The organism is Veillonella intestinalis, assembly GCF_943193155.1.
GTDB lineage: Bacteria > Bacillota > Negativicutes > Veillonellales > Veillonellaceae > Veillonella_A > Veillonella_A intestinalis.
Genome location: NZ_CALPDB010000005.1, coordinates 131,571 through 148,665 on the forward strand (window position 1 = coordinate 131,571; position 17,095 = coordinate 148,665).

The following is a 17,095-nucleotide window of genomic DNA, read 5'->3' on the forward strand; positions in this document are numbered from 1 at the left end:
CTCCTATTCGATAATCTCACCAAAATCGCCATCATGTAATCCACACGCATTAGCTTCGTCAAAATCAATATGCATATATGTGTGATACTTTGGACTAACTCGAATTACCACATCATCAAAAATAAGAGGTCGTGCTGTATTAGTTCTAACTTTTACAATTTGTCCATTCCTAACACCTAATATTTTTGCATCATCTTCTGCTACATGCACGTGTCGTTTAGCTACAATACAACCTTCAGTTAAAGAAATATGTCGTTCCTTATTTACGATAATAATACCTGCTGAACCTTTTAAATCACCGCTTTCCCTAACAGGTGCTTTAATTCCTAATGTTCTTGCATCAGTTAATGAAACTTCTACTTGTGATTGTTCTCTAACAGGACCCAAAATAACGACATTAGTAAACATGCCCTTTGGTCCAACTAGATTAACTCTTTCTTGACATACATATTGTCCTGGCTGGGAAAGATCTTTAACTTTAGTTAACTGATACCCTTCACCAAATAAACGATCTACGTCATTTTGACTTAAATGTATATGTCGACCTGAACCTTCAATAATGAATTTTTTATTATTCTCTATGCTCTTTTCTTCAAGTTGCTTTAATACTTTACTAACAATATCATCTACTAAATTCACTTAATCACCTCCTTAACGCTCATTATTAATAACCGCTATAATTTCTTTTGACCATGCAGTAAATGATTCTGATACTTGCGGAAATAGCTTTATCAATTCTTCTACATATTTCATTTGCCTTAATAATTCAGCTGTAGAATATTGCCAAGTCCGCCATGGGCATGATTTAAACTGAAAAGTTTGAGGCTTAATAGGTAATGACGTTTTTATCACTACAGTATAGCGTGACTGTTTAAACTGTTCGAGTAAATCTTGTTGTAATTTCCAATAATGCCATAAACTTTCATCAAAAAAAATATCTGGTAATAAAGGAAAATAGAATAACTCACGTAATTTAGCAATTTCATTATCGAGATTCATTAAATCACCACTTCTTATATTAGAAGTACCTGCTTGAATTTCTTTCTTAAAACTTCTTGGTGATGTTTCGCCATTGTTTATTTGCTTCACTTCGATTTGAAACTCTCGTAAATACGATTGAGCAGATGGCGTAATTATACTAGGCTCCGTCAACGTTAGTTGTTCTCCTCTATGAAGTTTTTTATGCCGTAATAATTGGCGTATATTATTTTCAGTAATTACTTTCATAGAAAACCCTTTCTTATAAATAGAGAGCGCCTTACGCGCTCTCTATTATTACTTACGCATTGCCCGTAATTTAATCAACGGTTAAATTATTCACTTTTTCCTGGCAAAATAGCATCTACTTCAGCATGTGGACGAGGAATTACATGAACAGAAAGAAGTTCCCCTACTCGTTCTGCAGCAGCTGCACCAGCATCTGTAGCAGCTTTTACAGCCCCTACATCACCACGAACCATAACTGTTACTAAACCACCACCAACTTGCTCTTTACCAATTAAAGTAACATTAGCAGCTTTTACCATTGCGTCAGCTGCTTCAATTGCGCCAACTAAACCTTTTGTTTCAATCATTCCTAATGCATTTGTGCTAGACATAGTGATTACCTCCTAAAGTAACTAATAATATGTTTAAAATAAAATATTTGTAATATATAAATTTTATAATTACCAATTTCTAATTAGCTTAACTTAGCCATAATTTGTTCAACAATAGCGCGAATAACTACTTCTTGCGATTCACACCCTAGAGTAGCTCCTACATGAATATCTGAAGATTCTGCTTTACGTAAATCATCTAATTCTCGCACACCATATGCCACTCGTCTTAAATTAAATAAATTTTGTGGTCCTACATTATCTGAAGTAGCACTGCCACCAACAGCCCCACAGCCTAACGTAAGCGAAGGTGTAATATTAGTAGTTGCTCCAATGCCCCCTAAAGCGCCAGGCGTATTAACAAGCAATCGAGATACCGGTTTGCGTAAACCAAATTCTTTTACAATATCGGCATTTTCAGTATGAATGATTAACGTATGACCAGCGCCTTCATTTTCTAATATCCGAATAGATAAGTCACAGGCCTCTTCCCAATTATCCACTGTATAAAAAGCAATAATTGGTGCTAGTTTTTCATGAGAATATGGATATTTAGGACCTACTCCCGTTTCTAGCGCAACCAATAAACGTCTATCAGCAGGAATATCTAAACCTACCAATTTAGCAATAACTTGGGCCGACTTACCAACGATAGCAGGATTCATAGTGCCATTAGCACGAAGAATAAAAGCTCCTAATCTAGCAGCCTCTTCTGGATCTAAAATATATGCTCCCTGAGCAACGAGTTCTTTCATAACAGCTTCTTTATTGACTGTTTCAACAATAATTGACTGCTCTGAAGCACAAATTGTACCATTATCAAATGTTTTAGAATCCATGATACGTTTTACTGCTAACTTAACATCTGCACTACGCTCAATATAAGCTGGCCCATTACCAGGTCCTACACCTAAAGCTGGTGTGCCTGACGAATAGGCTGCTTTTACCATTGCAGAGCCACCTGTCGCTAAAATTAAATCCGTATTATCGCTCTTCATTAATTCTGCTGTACCTTCCATAGTAGGCATTGTCATAAAAGATACAGCATCTTCTGGAGCACCTGCAGCTTTAAGTGCTTTACGAATAACTGCTACAGTCTCACCAATACATTTGATAGCAGTAGGATGCGGCGAAAATACAATACTATTAGCCGCTTTTAACGCAATAAGCGATTTAAAAATAACTGTTGATGTTGGATTGGTAGACGGTACTAGCCCCGCAATAACACCTACAGGAACCGCGACTTCCATTACTTTATTAGCACGATCGTCATTAACGACTCCTACAGTTTTCATATCTTTCATATACTCATATACTTGACGAGAAGCAAACGCATTTTTTAATACTTTATCTTCCCATTTACCAAATCCAGTTTCTTCATGAGCTAGCTTAGCTAAGCGAACGCGCTCATTATAAGCGGCTTCGCATACTACCTTAGTTATCTCATCAATCTGACTTTGACTAAGAGTAGCTAACTTTTTTTGTGCCTCTTTTGCTTTTGCTAAGAGAATCCGAACTTCTTGAACGGATTGTAAATCCTTATCAACTAAGTTCAAAATATTCCACCTCGTTTCACTTCTTCTATGATTACATCAATGAGGCTTTCTTTATTTGCAAACTTAATAGCAGTTCGTTTCATACCATGCACATTCATAGCATATGCTTTTTTACGTAAGTCAACGACTTTATATTTAGCTAGTTCTTCACGTAATCCGATTTCATCAATAGTTTCTGCTTTTACAACTGCCTCATCACTAACTAAATCCTTCACGCTAAAATTTGCATCTACTGTTTTATTTAAAACAGCTGAAACCTCATCATTTGACAGTTTTTTTGCTGTACTATTAGCATCAGCTTCAGCACTTTCCTGTAACTTACCACCCATTAATTTTGCCAATGCTTTATCAGCTCTTGGAATCACATGGCTTGTACAATAGCAATTTAATTGCTTAGCTATAACAACAGCAGCCTCCACAGCGGCTTGTACTGCGGCCACATCGCCAACAAGTAAAATTGTACGTCGACCACCACCAACGCGTTCCTCACTATTTAACGCTACATTAGCTGCCTTTAAAGCTGCATCAGCTGCACTAACAGCACCTAAGAAACCTCGTACTTCTACCATTCCTAGTGCCTTCATCAAAACCTCCTTAGTAGCTTAGTGGATTATCTGCTACATTCTGAATAGCTTGTGCAAAAGCTACACAGGCTGCTTTACAAGCAGATTGGCTACCAGTTAATAAACCGCCACCAAAGTTAGTTTCTGATGGAGGCCCATAGAATACACAAAGTCTAACATCTGCCGCTTTCAAAGCTGCATCAAGCCCCACCAGAGCTTCACACGGAGGCGCAATTAAATATGCAATTGCTTCACCTTCTGCAATATCGGCGGATTTAGATAAGAACCTACCAGATCTTGAAACAACATGTGCAAAATACGGTATAGAGCCATCATCATTAGCACTAATAAAACTTGCTTCTTCATTAATTACATGAACTGCTGTATCTAAACCACTTGTTACTTCTGCTGGACTTGGCCCTGCTAAAATTCCGATTACTTCGCCAGCTAATTTAGTGGATGCATTGCCTGCACCACCATAAAAGCTTTTTGCATAAACAACCTCAACTTCTGCCGTTTTAGTTGCCTCGTCTAATGCTACATAAGTAACATCATCACAATCAGCTGTAATAATCCCTAATGAGCGCTGACTCTTTGATAATCCTAGTTGTGATGCTAAGCCTGCATCAACATTAGGAATTATCTGAACGCTTAATACATTAGCACCTAGGCGTTGATTCTTCACAAACGTCCCTCCTCACTTTATTTCAATTCAATACCTGATTTTTTCTTTTCAAGCATATTTTTAATAATATCTGCAATATATGCACCTGCTTCTACAGCTGGAGTACCACCTTTATGAATATTAGATACTACAGTACGTCGAGATTCTGGCATCCCCACAGTTGGACGATAAGCAATATAAGCACTCATCGATTCAGCAGTTACAAGACCTGGACGCTCGCCAACGAATAAACAGACTACGTCAGCATCACTAATTTCACCAATAGGATCCATAGCAGGTACACGGCAATATTTAACAAATAAAACCTTATCAAAGTCTAAATTATATTTCTTAAGCCCTTGTTTCAATGAAGGGATTACATCACGAATATTAGCCTCAATTGCAGCAGAACTTAAACCATCCCCTACTACAACAACTAACTTAGCCCCTTTAGTTACATTTTGTCTAATAATTTCTGTATTAGCTTCATCAAACATACGACCATAATCAGGACGCGTAATATATTCATCCTTATTTTTGCAAATTGTTCGAACTGGTATAAAACCCATTTCTTCTACTAATTCAGGATTTACATCAGAGAATACTGCATCTTGTGCCGCTGCATGGTCTGCACGGAAACGAAGAACTGATTGCGTTTTATATCTTGTTCCACAACGCCCTACACCTAAACGAGCTGCCGTATAGCCCTTCATTTTCAAGTATCCTTCTTTATCCTTAGGCTCCTCAACTAATAATTGTTTCTTTAAATCCACTTCAGAAATGTCTGGCAAAATACCCGTTGGATCAATCGTACTCCCAACTTGAACCTTACTATTAGCTTGTGTACTACTTGAATTATTTATAGCCTGAGATTCATCTAAACCTTTAGCCTTCACTAATTCCCCTAAAATAGACTCTATCATTACTTTTAATTCAGTTTCATTCATTCCTATCACCTCACTTATTTTAAGAATGCCGAAGCATCGCCGGCGAGTGGAGTTAATTTACCATTTGACATAAAGCCCATTTTCTCAAGCCATAATTCAAATTCTTTAATAGGACGTAAATTAAACATATCACGAATCGTTGCCGTTTCATGGAAGCCTGTAGTTTGATAATTTAACATAATATCATCACCATGAGGGATACCCATAATATATGTACACCCAGCACTAGCTAATAAAATTGTTAAATTTTCCATGTCATTCTGATCTGCTTTCATATGGTTTGTATAACATACGTCACAACCCATAGATATACCGGTTAGTTTCCCCATAAAATGATCTTCCAGACCTGCACGAATTACTTGTTTAGAATCATATAAATATTCTGGTCCAATAAAACCAACTACAGTATTCACAATATATGGATCGAATTTTTTAGCAAATCCATAGCAGCGAGCCTCCATAGTTACCTGATCTGCACCATGATGAGCATCTGAGGACAATTCAGAACCTTGCCCCGTTTCAAAGTACATTACATTAGGTCCTGCTACTTGACCTTGTTCTAAAGCAAGTGCTTTAGCCTCTTCAATCGTAGCACCACTTAAACCAAATGCCGTATTTCCTTTTTCAGATCCTGCAATCGATTGAAATACAAGACCTGTAGGTGCGCCTTGACGAATAGCTTCCATCTGAGTTGTTACATGCGCTAATACACAAGTCTGTGTTGGAATTGCCCATTCGCTACGAAATTCTTCAAATTTATTTAAAATTCGTTTTACACTTTCAACAGAATCATCTACGGGATTTAAACCAATAACTGCATCACCTATACCGTAAGATAAACCTTCCATAACAGATGCCATAATTCCATCAATATTATCAGTTGTATGATTTGGCTGTAAACGCGCAGAAAATGTACCTGGTCTACCAATTGTAGTATTTGCTGTTTTTTCAATGCGAATTTTTTTAGCGCCTACAATTAAGTCCATATTAGACATTAGCTTACATACTGCTGCCACCATCTCAGATGTTAAGCCACGTGAAATAAATTTAATATCATTATCTGTAGTTGTATCTGACAAAATCCATTCACGAAGCTCTTCTACTGTCCAATTTTTAATTGAATTAAAAATTCGAGTATTTACTTGATCTACAATAATACGTGTTACTTCATCCTCTTCATAAGGCACAACAGGATTATTATATAAGTCATTCAATGTAAGTTGTGCTAATACAGTTTTTGCCGCTACACGTTCTTCTGCTGTAGTAGCAGCAACCCCAGCTAATCGGTCTCCCGATTTTTCTTCATTGGCTTTAGCTAATACTTCTTTCACAGAAGCAAACTCGTAAGTATTGCCAAAGAGTCGAGTTTTTAAAATCATGCGTTCATCACTCCTTTAATTAAATACTAATGTCTTAATAATGACCGGCAACACGTTGCCACCAGCCACAGGCGTACCTATATCTATGTAGTCTCCGTTCTCTGCTCGAATAGAGTCAATACATACAAAAGAACTTTTTTCTGGTAATAAAGCATATATACTATTACCTAAAGCTTTAGCCATATCTTCTGCAACAATAACAATTAATGGATATCCTTGCTCACGTAATGTAGATAATCCTTCTGTAATCCCAGCTGCATATCGTTGAATATCAGCAAACGAAGGAGATTTTAATCCCACTAACGAAAGTGCTACATTAGTATGTTGTCCATCAGTAACAAACCACTCTAATTTATTCTGGATTTGCTTAGCCATAGATACAGAATCTAAAGCTTCATCATCTTTAGCCAGTTTTAGTACTGGTATATTTTTAATCGGTAATATTTCCTCGGTATAACTAATAGTGGAACCACTAACCTCAGCAGTATGTGAGCCAGCACCAACTACTGTAGCTCGTATAGTTTCAACTGTATCTAATACTTTACAAGTATTAAAGAATTCTGACTCTCTAATTCTTTTGCCCAATAATAAACCTATGTCGCCAAATTGAAACCAGTCTGAAACTTGATCACTCCGAATACAATCAGCTACACCACCCGAAAAAGTTACAGCCTCTATGGATCCTGATTTCTTAAGTCCATGGTGCGTAATTAATAAATCATAAAATGGGGTTCCATCACCTAAACCAATAGACTGTTCCAGTGCCTTTACAAGCTCATCAATAACAGGCATTATATCCTCAGGCGTAACTCGTTTATTTAGGCCCAATGGCAAACCCATTTTCTCGATAATCGTCATAATTTTAGGTGCAATATAGGTTACCATCTTACTAGTAGGATCAATCTTCATAAGTCGTCCACCTATATCAAAACAACCTGTATCAATAACATCGCCGGCCTGAAAAACAGCTAAATTACTTGTTCCTCCACCAATATCAAAATTAACAATACTACCTCTATATTGCCGTGATAAGGATTCTGTACCTGCACCTTTCCCGGCAATAATACTTTCTAAATCAGGGCCTGCGGTAGCAACTACAAAATCACCTGCATATCCACTTAATGCCTGTAATACTTTAGCTGAATTTGACTTACGTGCAGTTTCTCCAGTAATAATAACAGCACCCATTTGAATATCTTCTTTTGCAATTCCAGCACGTTTATATTCTTTTGCAACAAACTCTTTAATTTGCTCTTCGTCAATTTCAGTCTGTGCTAATAGAGGTGTAAACATAATTTCACTTCTGTAAATTACTTTTTTATCAGATATTTCTATTCTAGGCACAGTAAAAGCTGACGCAAAATTCTCCACCGTCAATTCAGATAAAATTAATTGTGTAGTCGAAGTGCCTAAATCTATACCTACTGTTAACAATGTCTCTTTATTCATACATCCTCCTTTCTGAAGGATACAAAAAGGCGCTTAAGCACAAGAAAAAACTTACTTTCTTTTGCTTAAGCGCCTTTGCTTTTTGCTATACAACTACATCGTTGCTTTTTTGAAAACGAAAATTTACTTTCGTTCCCGATTTATTAGACTCAATATTTAATTTACCTTTTAACTTATCTTTTACATACCCATTAATTATTAATAAACCTAGACTATCTGCTTTGACAGTCTTTACATCGAAACCACAACCATCATCTGAAACTTCAATTGATATCATAGAATCTATAGCTTTACCTATAATTTGTACCTTACCAGATTGTTCTGGTAAATAAGCATGATCAAAGATATTTTGTAATAGTTCATTTACAATTAGTGAAACTGTTACTACTTGATCTGTAGTAATATAGACATTATCATCTACTTGCAAGAAGATTTCTATATCTCTAAAATTGCCAAACATATGATGAAAATTATGAATAACCGTCGTCAATGTTTGTTGCAATGAAGTATAACTATCTACTTGTTGTGACAACAATTCATGAGTTGATGCAATAGTCATAATTCTAGAAATACTATCATGTAAAACTTTTTTTGTTTCATCTAATTGAGCACGTCGCTCTTGAATTTTAAGAAGTGATACAATAGATTGCAAATTATTTTTTACACGATGATGAATCTCTTTAATTGCTACTGACTTCAGCACAATTTCTTCTTCACGTTTTTTAAACTCTGTAGTGTCTTGAATGATAACTACCAATCGCTGATTTGTTTTAATCCAACTATATTTTATAGTGAAATAATACTGTAAAAATCTAGTTTCAGCATCAAAAAACCAATTATTAGTAGCTCGCTCAGCTCGATACTTAATATAATCAAAAGTCAAATAATCTAATGTCAAATTATCATAAAACATACCAATAATTTCATCTCTATATCCTAATTGACGATATAATTGTTTTGCTCCTTCATTGGCCGTAACTAAATATCCATCACCATCAAAAATAAGCACATTTTCTGATAATCGGTCAACAAAAAAATTATCTGCCTCTTCTTCACCACGTATAATTGTACTCAACTTAGGCTCTGCTGTATTACCTACTGTCGGTGCACTAGCATCGGTTTCTATAATCAAAACACCTAGCGTTTTTTCTTTAAGCTTAATGGGATAAATACTTTGTGTAATCAATTTGCCTTCTTGCGAAACTGCAATTAAACCAATAGAATTTACCCCTGTTTGCATAGACCTCAAAACACCTGGTTCATTTTCTAATAAAGCATCCAAACCTACTACCTTATTAGCATACATGGATTCTTTAATTAATGGCTGTCTATGATACACCACTAACGCAGATTTACTCACTTCATTATAAATGTCAATAAAAACATCCGCATCAGGGTACAATACTGAATCCGCTAAATTATAAATTACTTTGACAAGCTCTTGAACTTCTTCAGATGTTAAATTAGAATACTCGACACATAATTCACGTAATACAGCCTCTTCTAAACTTGCTATATCATGGCTCATATTATTCACTATCCATTATAATTAACTCTGCAATTTCGCTCATTTTAGCCCGTCTATCCATACTTAAACGTCTTAATTTTTTATATGCTTCTTCTTCTGAAATATTAAATTCTTGACTCAAAATTCCCTTTGCCCGTTCAATGATTTTTCGTTCTTCCAGACGAGTCTTAAGATCTTCGATCTCCTGCTCAAGAGTTTCTGTATGTTGCCCTTTAGCAATGGCCATTTCAATTGTTGGAATTAAGGATTTCTCATCAATTGGCTTAATTAAATAACCTGTAGCACCAATTTTTTTAGCTTTCTCTGTATTTTCAAAATCACCATAAGCTGTTAAAAATACAATACTTTTAGCCAATTTATCCTGAGCAATTTTTTTGGCTGCCTTTAACCCATCCAACACAGGCATCTGAATATCCATTAATACTAAATCTGGTCGTACCTTTCGGCATACTTCTACCGCTTCAAAGCCATCGGCTGCTTCGCCACTTACTTCGTAGCCCGCTTCCGTCAAGATATCTTTAATATCTAACCGAGTTATTGGCTCATCATCGACAATAACTATAGTTCCTCGCATATATCTCCTTTATTTACTAAGTTCTTGTAATCTCACAACCTAGTGCAAATTTTAAAATTCCTTGTAACCCATCAACAACTGCACTCAAAGCAGTTTCAACTGAACTTACATCTCCATAAATAACAACTGAACCAGAAAATCTATCTACAAAACCAATCTTAACATCACCACTTTTTGTAGCAATATCAACAGCGATAATTGCTGCCTCAGCAGGTGTAATAGTTAAAATTCCTAATGCATTATACACATCACTTGGCAATCCTAGCTTACTATAAATCTCTTTTGCTGGATTGGCAATAATATGCGCCAACGTTATCTGTTTCCCAGGAACATATTCCTGAATCATGCGCTGTTTTTCTTCCATAGCCACTCCTTTTCATACCTACTAGTTATATGATTGCTTCTAGTAAAGCTTTAATATCACTTAAAGTAGGTACTCTCGGGTTAGCAGCCGTACAAGCATCAGCTAATGCAGCCTGAGCAATATCATCACTAGCAGCTAATACATCATTTGATTTAAACCCACATTCACTCAACGAAATAGGTACTTTTACGGTCTGCTGTAACTGCTTTATTTTTCTTACTAGTGCGGCAACTCCCATTCGCGGATTAGCCGAAGACGTCGCTCCAATAATATTTGCCAATCGAGTGTAACGTTTAGCCGCTTCACTCGTTGTTTGACTGCCATTAAAAGCCACAATATGAGGCAATAAAATCGCATTAATTCGGCCATGAGGAATATGAAAACGTCCACCAATTGCATGAGCCATACCATGATTCAAACCTAAATTAGTTAAATTAAATGCCATCCCAGCCATGCAAGAAGCTACATGCATTTGTTCTCTAGCCTCTACATTATCTCCATGCGTATAAGCTTCTGGCAAATATTTGAAAACAAGTTGAACTGCATATTCTACTAGAGCTTTAGCCATAACATTTTCATTAGAAGATACATAGGACTCAATCAAATGAACTAATACATCCATACCTGTATCAGCCGTGATAGCTGGAGGTACACTCAAAACTAACCGTGTATCTAAAATTGCAATATTGGGTTGAATTTCATCAGTTACTATAGGGTGTTTTATGCCAGATTCAGCTACTGTAATAACTGAGAAATTAGTAACTTCTGAGCCAGTTCCACTTGTTGTAGGTACTGCTACAAACTCAATATTACGTGTATTATCAACTTGCTTACTAAAGTATAACATAGCTTTTGCAGCGTCTATAGCCGAACCGCCGCCAACAGCAATAATAACATCTGGTTTGCTCTCTAAAACACGATTCACGCCAGCTGCTACTACTTCAGTAGGTGGATCTGGTACAATGTCACTAAAAATTGTAACTTCAGTATGTTTTAAGTTTTCAATAACTTGGTTAATCATGCCTGACTGAACCATAAAAGGGTCTGTCACAACAAAACTTTTTTTCACGGGGAGATCACGAAGTCCTTGCAACACATCTGCCCCGACCCATAAGGTCGTAGGAAATTTTATTTTCTGCATACATGTTCTCCTGTTTAACAAACAAAAAAAGAAGCCTTCACGGAACACACCTCTTCCGTTTAAGCTTCATTGCAAACCATGTACGCCGTTGTACACGAATAACCTTATAACCATAATTTATACTTTACCAAACAAAAAGTCAATGAATTTCATCATTTTTACTTATGCCTAATACGTATACATATCCTTTTTTTCGCATATTTCTTACGCATAATGCAGATGATTTATAAAACTACTAAAACATTTAACTACTATAACCCTATTAAATAAAGGCTTTTATTTATAATATAACAAAAGAGCATGAATCACATCATGCTCTTCATTTTAATAAGGACAATACCTCACTCCATTGTGTCTAATGTTTTCACCACTGAAAGCCTCGCATCATCCTTCACTGATTGCACTACCTTGTGCAAAACTAGACTAATACTGCCATTCAGTTCCTCGCATCAGACAATGAATTAGTAGCCCTTAAGGCCACAAAAACAACATCCTGTCTTACCTCGAAACAGCATGTGCGATGAAAATCACGAAAGACCTGACTTAGGCAAAGCCTTCACAGTGGCGGGACCGTGTTAGATTTTCACTAACTTCCATCGATGATTTCCATTTCTCTATTAATCTTATAGTAATAGTAGCACATATAATTTGCCAAGGCAAGCGCCTGTCACATTAAACACCGCTAATGTATTTCTACTTTCCATTATGAAATACTTCAGCACTACGACTATAATATATGTCTTCACGACCTTGTTTTGCATTGATATAACGAGCCAATGCATAAAAATAGTCAGAAAGTCGATTAACAAACATTACCAACTCTGACGACACTCTTGCGGTAGTTTGCAAACGAACTATCCTACGCTCTGCACGGCGAGCAATAGTACGAGCTACATGCATCATACTCGCTTCTGATGTGCCTCCTGGCAATATAAAACGATTGATTTCCGGAGCCGCTTCTGTATACACATCAATCCGTTCTTCTAGCCAACTTACTGCCCCATCTGGTAATGTAAGCGAACGATCTAAAGATTCTGGTGTGGCTAAATCAGTTCCTACATCAAACAAAAAGTGTTGTAAATATTGCAACTCGCTTCTTTCAGCAACAAAGTCTTCACTAAATTGAGAGATTGCATACCCTACCCATGAATTTAATTCATCTATTGTGCCATAACTTTCAACTCGATCTGAATCTTTTGCCACAGCTACGCCCCCCACTAAGCGAGTCATACCTTTATCTCCAGTTTTTGTGTAAATACGCATAAAAAGCTCCTTTCTTTATATACATCTAGGTATATTTAATAAACAAAATACCCTAATATAAATTAATCATATATTAGCTTCAATGCTGTTACTTACACCCCATTGTGTTACTTTGATAATACAAATAAGTAATCATTTTGTCAATTTCTTAATTTATATATTTCACTTATCTATTTACTTTTATCTATTTACTTTTTTATTAAATTGCGGTATCTTGAAATTACACACCAAATTAGACTCCTGTTTAACATTCCTTTTACAACTTAACTATTCATAAAAGGAGTGTCTTATGAAAAAGATTATGTTTATTGGTCCTATTGGCGTTGGTAAAACAACACTCACTCAACGTATTCAAGGGGCTGACATTACTTATGCCAAAACACAAACTGTACAGTTTCATGACAATATTATTGATACCCCTGGTGAATTTGTACAACATAGGCTCATGTATAACGCTCTATTAGTAACCTCTGCTGAGGCTGACATTTTAGGCTTCCTTATCTCAGCCAAAGAAAAAGAGCAAATGTTTCCACCTGGGTTTGCTAGTCTTTTTAATAAACCAGCTATAGGAATTATTACCAAAATGGATCTAGCCGATGAAACAGATGATATTAACTATATTGAAGAACAACTGCTAATGACAGGAGCTTCTCCAATTTTCAAAGTAGGCGCTCACGATGAAACTGGTATAAAATCACTATTAAACTATTTAAATTCTTTATAATAATAAAACGAGTGATAACAAAGTTATCACTCGTTTTTTCATTGCACTACAACTACCTCAATGGGCAAAGTAATTAATAAACCACACAATACAAGGCAAGGCAAATAGGTCAATCAAGAAAGCCCCGCACAAAGGAACAATGAGGAATGCCTTGGTCGATGGGCCATATTTTTCAGTAACAGCCTTCATATTCGCCATCGCATTTGGTGTCGCCCCAAGGCCATGCCCTGCCATCCCCGCACACATAATTACGGCATCGTAAGAACGACCAAGCATAGGGAATACTACATATAAACAATACAAAATCATGAAAAGTACTTGAGCACCTAAAACTACAAGCATTGGAATTGCTAAATCTACTAACTCCCAAAGTTTTAAGGTCATCAACGCCATAGACAAGAAGACACCTAAGCACACATCACCAATTAAATTAATTGTTGGCGTATGAAGTTTCACAATTTTTAATTGATCATTAAGGTTTCGCAAAATTACGGCAAAGAACATAGCCCCTACATAACTTGGTAAAGCAATCCCTAGAGATCCTTTTAACCAAGATGCAACCCATAGGCCTACACTCATACAGATGGCAATTACACCACTATGAAGCAAGAAAGAATGCGCCGATACTTCATTTGTTACATATTCGCTTTCTTCTGCAGTAGACGTCTCAGCTTTAGCTGAAGTACTACCCTCAGTAGCAGTGCCCTCTACAGCTACGTCTTCTAATTCCGTAGAGTGCAAATTATATTTATTTAGTAAATGCTTCGCCATTGGCCCACCAATTAAGCCCCCTGAAACAAGACCAAAGGTAGCTGCCGCCATAGCAACGGCCGTTGCACCATAAACACCCATCGCTTCCACTTCAGGACCAAAGGCACCTGCCGCACCATGACCACCTTCCATAGATACAGCGCCCATAAGTACTCCTAGTAGAGGATCGATACCTAATACTTGGGCCAAAGAAGTACCAATTAAATTTTGCATTAAAGATAACAACGCACAGAAGAACCAATATACAAGTAGTAATTTACCACCTTGTTTTACTAAGCGTAAACTAGCTATCAAACCAATAGTGGTAAAGAACGCCAAACTAAAAGGCACTTGTAATAAGGTATCCATTTTTACAAGTAAAAGTCCGGACTGTTGTAATACTAGCATAAGGATAGAAAATAATAAGCCCCCTGCTACTGGTGCAGGAATACAAAAACGACCTAAAATACTAATGCGATTTACTAGTACACGGCCAAACAATAATAGCAAAATAGCCAATGCTAGCGTAGCAATCATGTCTAGCTTAATGACTGGCACACCTTGCTCCCATAAAAATGACATACCTTTGCCCTCCTTTGTGTAACTACCCTAACATATATCACGCGGATATAATGTTTTAAATTTACTATTTACTAGCAAATTTAATTTTAATACGTCTAATATATTCTATCTTCATCTAAAATTCGTCTATTTTTAATTATAAGAGTCAAATTTTCCAATTTACTTTCAAACATACTCTTCAAATGAGCCTATGCTTTTATAGAAGAATTTTTATAAAGTTAATGGGCAAAATAATTAATGAACCATACGATACAAGGCACAGCAAATAAATCAACTAAGAATGCCCCGCACAATGGCACGATAAGGAAGGCCTTGGTAGATGGGCCAAACTGTTCCGTAACAGCTTTCATATTTGCCATCGCATTCGGTGTCGCCCCTAAACCATGACCAGCCATACCAGCACACATAATTACCGCATCATAGGACTTTCCTAATAATGGGAAAGCAATAAATAAATTATAGATAATCATAAACACAACTTGAGAGCCTAAAATTAAGAGCATTGGTAACGCTAAATCAGCTAATTCCCAAAGTTTTAAGGTCATCAACGCCATGGACAAGAAAATACCTAAGCATACATCACCAATAAGGCCAATTGTTGGTGTATGCAATTTAACAATTTTAAACTGGTCGTTTACATTACGTAAAAGTACAGCAAAGAACATGCCTCCTACATAACTAGGTACAGCAATACCAAAGGCTGTTTTTATCCAAGATGCCAATTCCAAGCCTACCACCATACATAAGGCCACTAACGCACCATGAATAATAAACACATGCGCTGCCACTTCATAGGAAACTTCTTCCCCTTCTGCCATTTGTTCTTTTGCTTCTACTGTAGTAGCTTCTTCAATAGTCGTGGCATCACCAGGCTGCGTCTTTCGATCTAAAACCGGTTTGCCTTCAGCCGCTTTTTCTTCTTCAACTTCAGTAGAATGTAAGTTATATTTTTGAATCAAAAAACGCGCAATTGGTCCCCCAATTAAGCCCCCTGAAACGAGGCCAAAAGTTGCCGCCGCCATAGCGACTGCGGTAGCACCATATACGCCCATAGCTTCTACTTCAGGCCCAAAAGCAGCCGCATTGCCATGGCCCCCTTCCATAGAAACAGCTCCCATTAGTACCCCAAGGAGTGGATCAAGACCTAATACTTCTGACCAAGTTACGCCAATCACATTTTGCATAAACGATAAAAAAGCACATAACGCCCAATAAAATAAAAGTAACTTGCCACCTTTTTTTACTAATCGCAAACTAGCAATTAACCCAATTGTAGCAAAGAAAGCCAACATAAAGGGCGTTTGTAATAACGTATCCATTTTAATTAATAAAATACCTGTTTGCTGTAAAATTAACATTAAGATGGAAAATAATACCCCCCCAGCTACAGGTGCAGGAATACAAAAACGACTTAGCAACGTAATACGATTAACTAAATAACGCCCTAATAATAGTAGCAACATAGCTAATGCCAACGTAGCCAACATATCGAGCTGAATCACTGGAACACCTTGTTCCCATACAAAAGACATAGTAAGGCCTCCTAACAAAACTACAACACATTAATCATACCTGACAAACATACTATACATTACTTCTATACATAATATTATTTCTCCTGCTTGATAATTAAATTTTTTAAAAATATAGAATATAGAATGTTTTAGCTAAATGTTACTTTCATGAAAACTGTACAAAATAATATATAATGCGTTATAATCATATTAAAGTAACAGAAACTTCTGTTACTTATTTATATTTTCTCTCTATATGAGATTTTACATGGCAAGGAGGTTTTCATATGAAATTCTTATCGTCCACCGTAACTACTGGCATTTCTTTTGGATCTGCCTTAGCTATGGTTATCAGCTATGCCAACTGGCATTCTATCCCTTGGGCTATTATCCACGGGATTTTTGGCTGGCTTTACGTTATCTACTATGCACTTTTCAAATAGGCTACTCACGTATCTACATAACACAAAAAGACTATCCTTGCCCTAGGTCAAGGATA

The 17,095-nt window shown here is 36.5% G+C and carries 18 protein-coding genes and 1 riboswitch; of the genes, 2 read left to right on the plus strand and 16 right to left on the minus strand.

The window, feature by feature from the left end:
• Window positions 1–3: 3 nt before the first annotated feature.
• The 14 genes from NFR44_RS07070 to NFR44_RS07135 form a co-directional block, all read right to left on the minus strand.
• Complete coding sequence (locus NFR44_RS07070) at window positions 4–639, minus strand: phosphate propanoyltransferase (RefSeq protein WP_251442834.1); 636 nt, start codon at window positions 637–639, stop codon at window positions 4–6.
• 12 nt (window positions 640–651) lie between these two features.
• A complete protein-coding gene (locus NFR44_RS07075) occupies window positions 652–1,227 on the minus strand; it encodes a hypothetical protein (protein WP_251442836.1) in 576 nt (191 codons plus the stop codon).
• Window positions 1,228–1,313: 86 nt separating this feature from the next.
• A complete protein-coding gene (locus NFR44_RS07080) occupies window positions 1,314–1,598 on the minus strand; it encodes a BMC domain-containing protein (protein WP_251442839.1) in 285 nt (94 codons plus the stop codon).
• Between the two features lie 83 nt (window positions 1,599–1,681).
• A complete protein-coding gene (locus NFR44_RS07085; protein WP_251442842.1) occupies window positions 1,682–3,154 on the minus strand; it encodes an acetaldehyde dehydrogenase (acetylating) in 1,473 nt (490 codons plus the stop codon).
• Window positions 3,151–3,738 carry a BMC domain-containing protein gene (locus NFR44_RS07090; RefSeq protein WP_251442845.1) on the minus strand — a complete coding sequence of 196 codons (588 nt, stop codon included), beginning with the start codon at window positions 3,736–3,738 and terminating at the stop codon, window positions 3,151–3,153. Before NFR44_RS07090 ends, NFR44_RS07085 begins: the two co-directional genes overlap by 4 nt.
• Before the next feature lie 10 nt (window positions 3,739–3,748).
• The gene (eutL, locus tag NFR44_RS07095; protein WP_251442848.1) at window positions 3,749–4,402 is read right to left on the minus strand and encodes an ethanolamine utilization microcompartment protein EutL; all 654 of its coding nucleotides are present in this window, start codon (window positions 4,400–4,402) and stop codon (window positions 3,749–3,751) included.
• Between the two features lie 17 nt (window positions 4,403–4,419).
• Window positions 4,420–5,328 carry an ethanolamine ammonia-lyase subunit EutC gene (eutC, locus tag NFR44_RS07100; protein ID WP_251442851.1) on the minus strand — a complete coding sequence of 303 codons (909 nt, stop codon included), beginning with the start codon at window positions 5,326–5,328 and terminating at the stop codon, window positions 4,420–4,422.
• Between the two features lie 14 nt (window positions 5,329–5,342).
• Window positions 5,343–6,707, minus strand: coding sequence for an ethanolamine ammonia-lyase subunit EutB (locus NFR44_RS07105; RefSeq protein WP_251442854.1), 1,365 nt, complete (start codon window positions 6,705–6,707; stop codon window positions 5,343–5,345).
• Window positions 6,708–6,722: 15 nt separating this feature from the next.
• Window positions 6,723–8,156: an ethanolamine ammonia-lyase reactivating factor EutA gene (eutA, locus tag NFR44_RS07110; protein WP_251442857.1), complete on the minus strand. Its 1,434-nt coding sequence runs from the start codon at window positions 8,154–8,156 to the stop codon at window positions 6,723–6,725.
• An 85-nt stretch (window positions 8,157–8,241) separates the two neighbouring features.
• Entirely contained in the window at window positions 8,242–9,684 is a 1,443-nt protein-coding gene (locus NFR44_RS07115; RefSeq protein WP_251442860.1) for a sensor histidine kinase, read from the minus strand.
• A 1-nt stretch (window position 9,685) separates the two neighbouring features.
• A complete protein-coding gene (locus NFR44_RS07120; RefSeq protein WP_251442863.1) occupies window positions 9,686–10,258 on the minus strand; it encodes an ANTAR domain-containing response regulator in 573 nt (190 codons plus the stop codon).
• 16 nt (window positions 10,259–10,274) lie between these two features.
• A complete protein-coding gene (eutS, locus tag NFR44_RS07125; protein ID WP_251442866.1) occupies window positions 10,275–10,622 on the minus strand; it encodes an ethanolamine utilization microcompartment protein EutS in 348 nt (115 codons plus the stop codon).
• Between the two features lie 25 nt (window positions 10,623–10,647).
• Window positions 10,648–11,763, minus strand: coding sequence for a 1-propanol dehydrogenase PduQ (locus tag NFR44_RS07130; protein ID WP_251442868.1), 1,116 nt, complete (start codon window positions 11,761–11,763; stop codon window positions 10,648–10,650).
• Between the two features lie 483 nt (window positions 11,764–12,246).
• Window positions 12,247–12,385, minus strand: a riboswitch (adenosylcobalamin (AdoCbl) riboswitch).
• Between the two features lie 71 nt (window positions 12,386–12,456).
• Window positions 12,457–13,026: a cob(I)yrinic acid a,c-diamide adenosyltransferase gene (locus NFR44_RS07135; RefSeq protein ID WP_251442871.1), complete on the minus strand. Its 570-nt coding sequence runs from the start codon at window positions 13,024–13,026 to the stop codon at window positions 12,457–12,459.
• 289 nt (window positions 13,027–13,315) lie between these two features.
• On the opposite strand from NFR44_RS07135, the gene NFR44_RS07140 reads away from it, so the two are divergent.
• Window positions 13,316–13,750 (plus strand): EutP/PduV family microcompartment system protein, encoded by a 435-nt coding sequence (locus tag NFR44_RS07140; protein ID WP_251442874.1) that lies wholly within the window; start codon window positions 13,316–13,318, stop codon window positions 13,748–13,750.
• A gap of 57 nt (window positions 13,751–13,807) precedes the next feature.
• On the opposite strand, the gene gltS is transcribed toward NFR44_RS07140, so the two are convergent.
• Together gltS and NFR44_RS07150 are read right to left on the minus strand one after the other, a co-directional pair.
• The gene (gene gltS, locus NFR44_RS07145; RefSeq protein WP_251442877.1) at window positions 13,808–15,082 is read right to left on the minus strand and encodes a sodium/glutamate symporter; all 1,275 of its coding nucleotides are present in this window, start codon (window positions 15,080–15,082) and stop codon (window positions 13,808–13,810) included.
• Between the two features lie 218 nt (window positions 15,083–15,300).
• Window positions 15,301–16,614, minus strand: coding sequence for a sodium/glutamate symporter (locus tag NFR44_RS07150; RefSeq protein WP_251442880.1), 1,314 nt, complete (start codon window positions 16,612–16,614; stop codon window positions 15,301–15,303).
• A 269-nt stretch (window positions 16,615–16,883) separates the two neighbouring features.
• Between NFR44_RS07150 and NFR44_RS07155 the strand changes: the two genes are divergently transcribed.
• Entirely contained in the window at window positions 16,884–17,039 is a 156-nt protein-coding gene (locus NFR44_RS07155) for a hypothetical protein (protein ID WP_202922098.1), read from the plus strand.
• Window positions 17,040–17,095 lie beyond the last annotated feature (56 nt).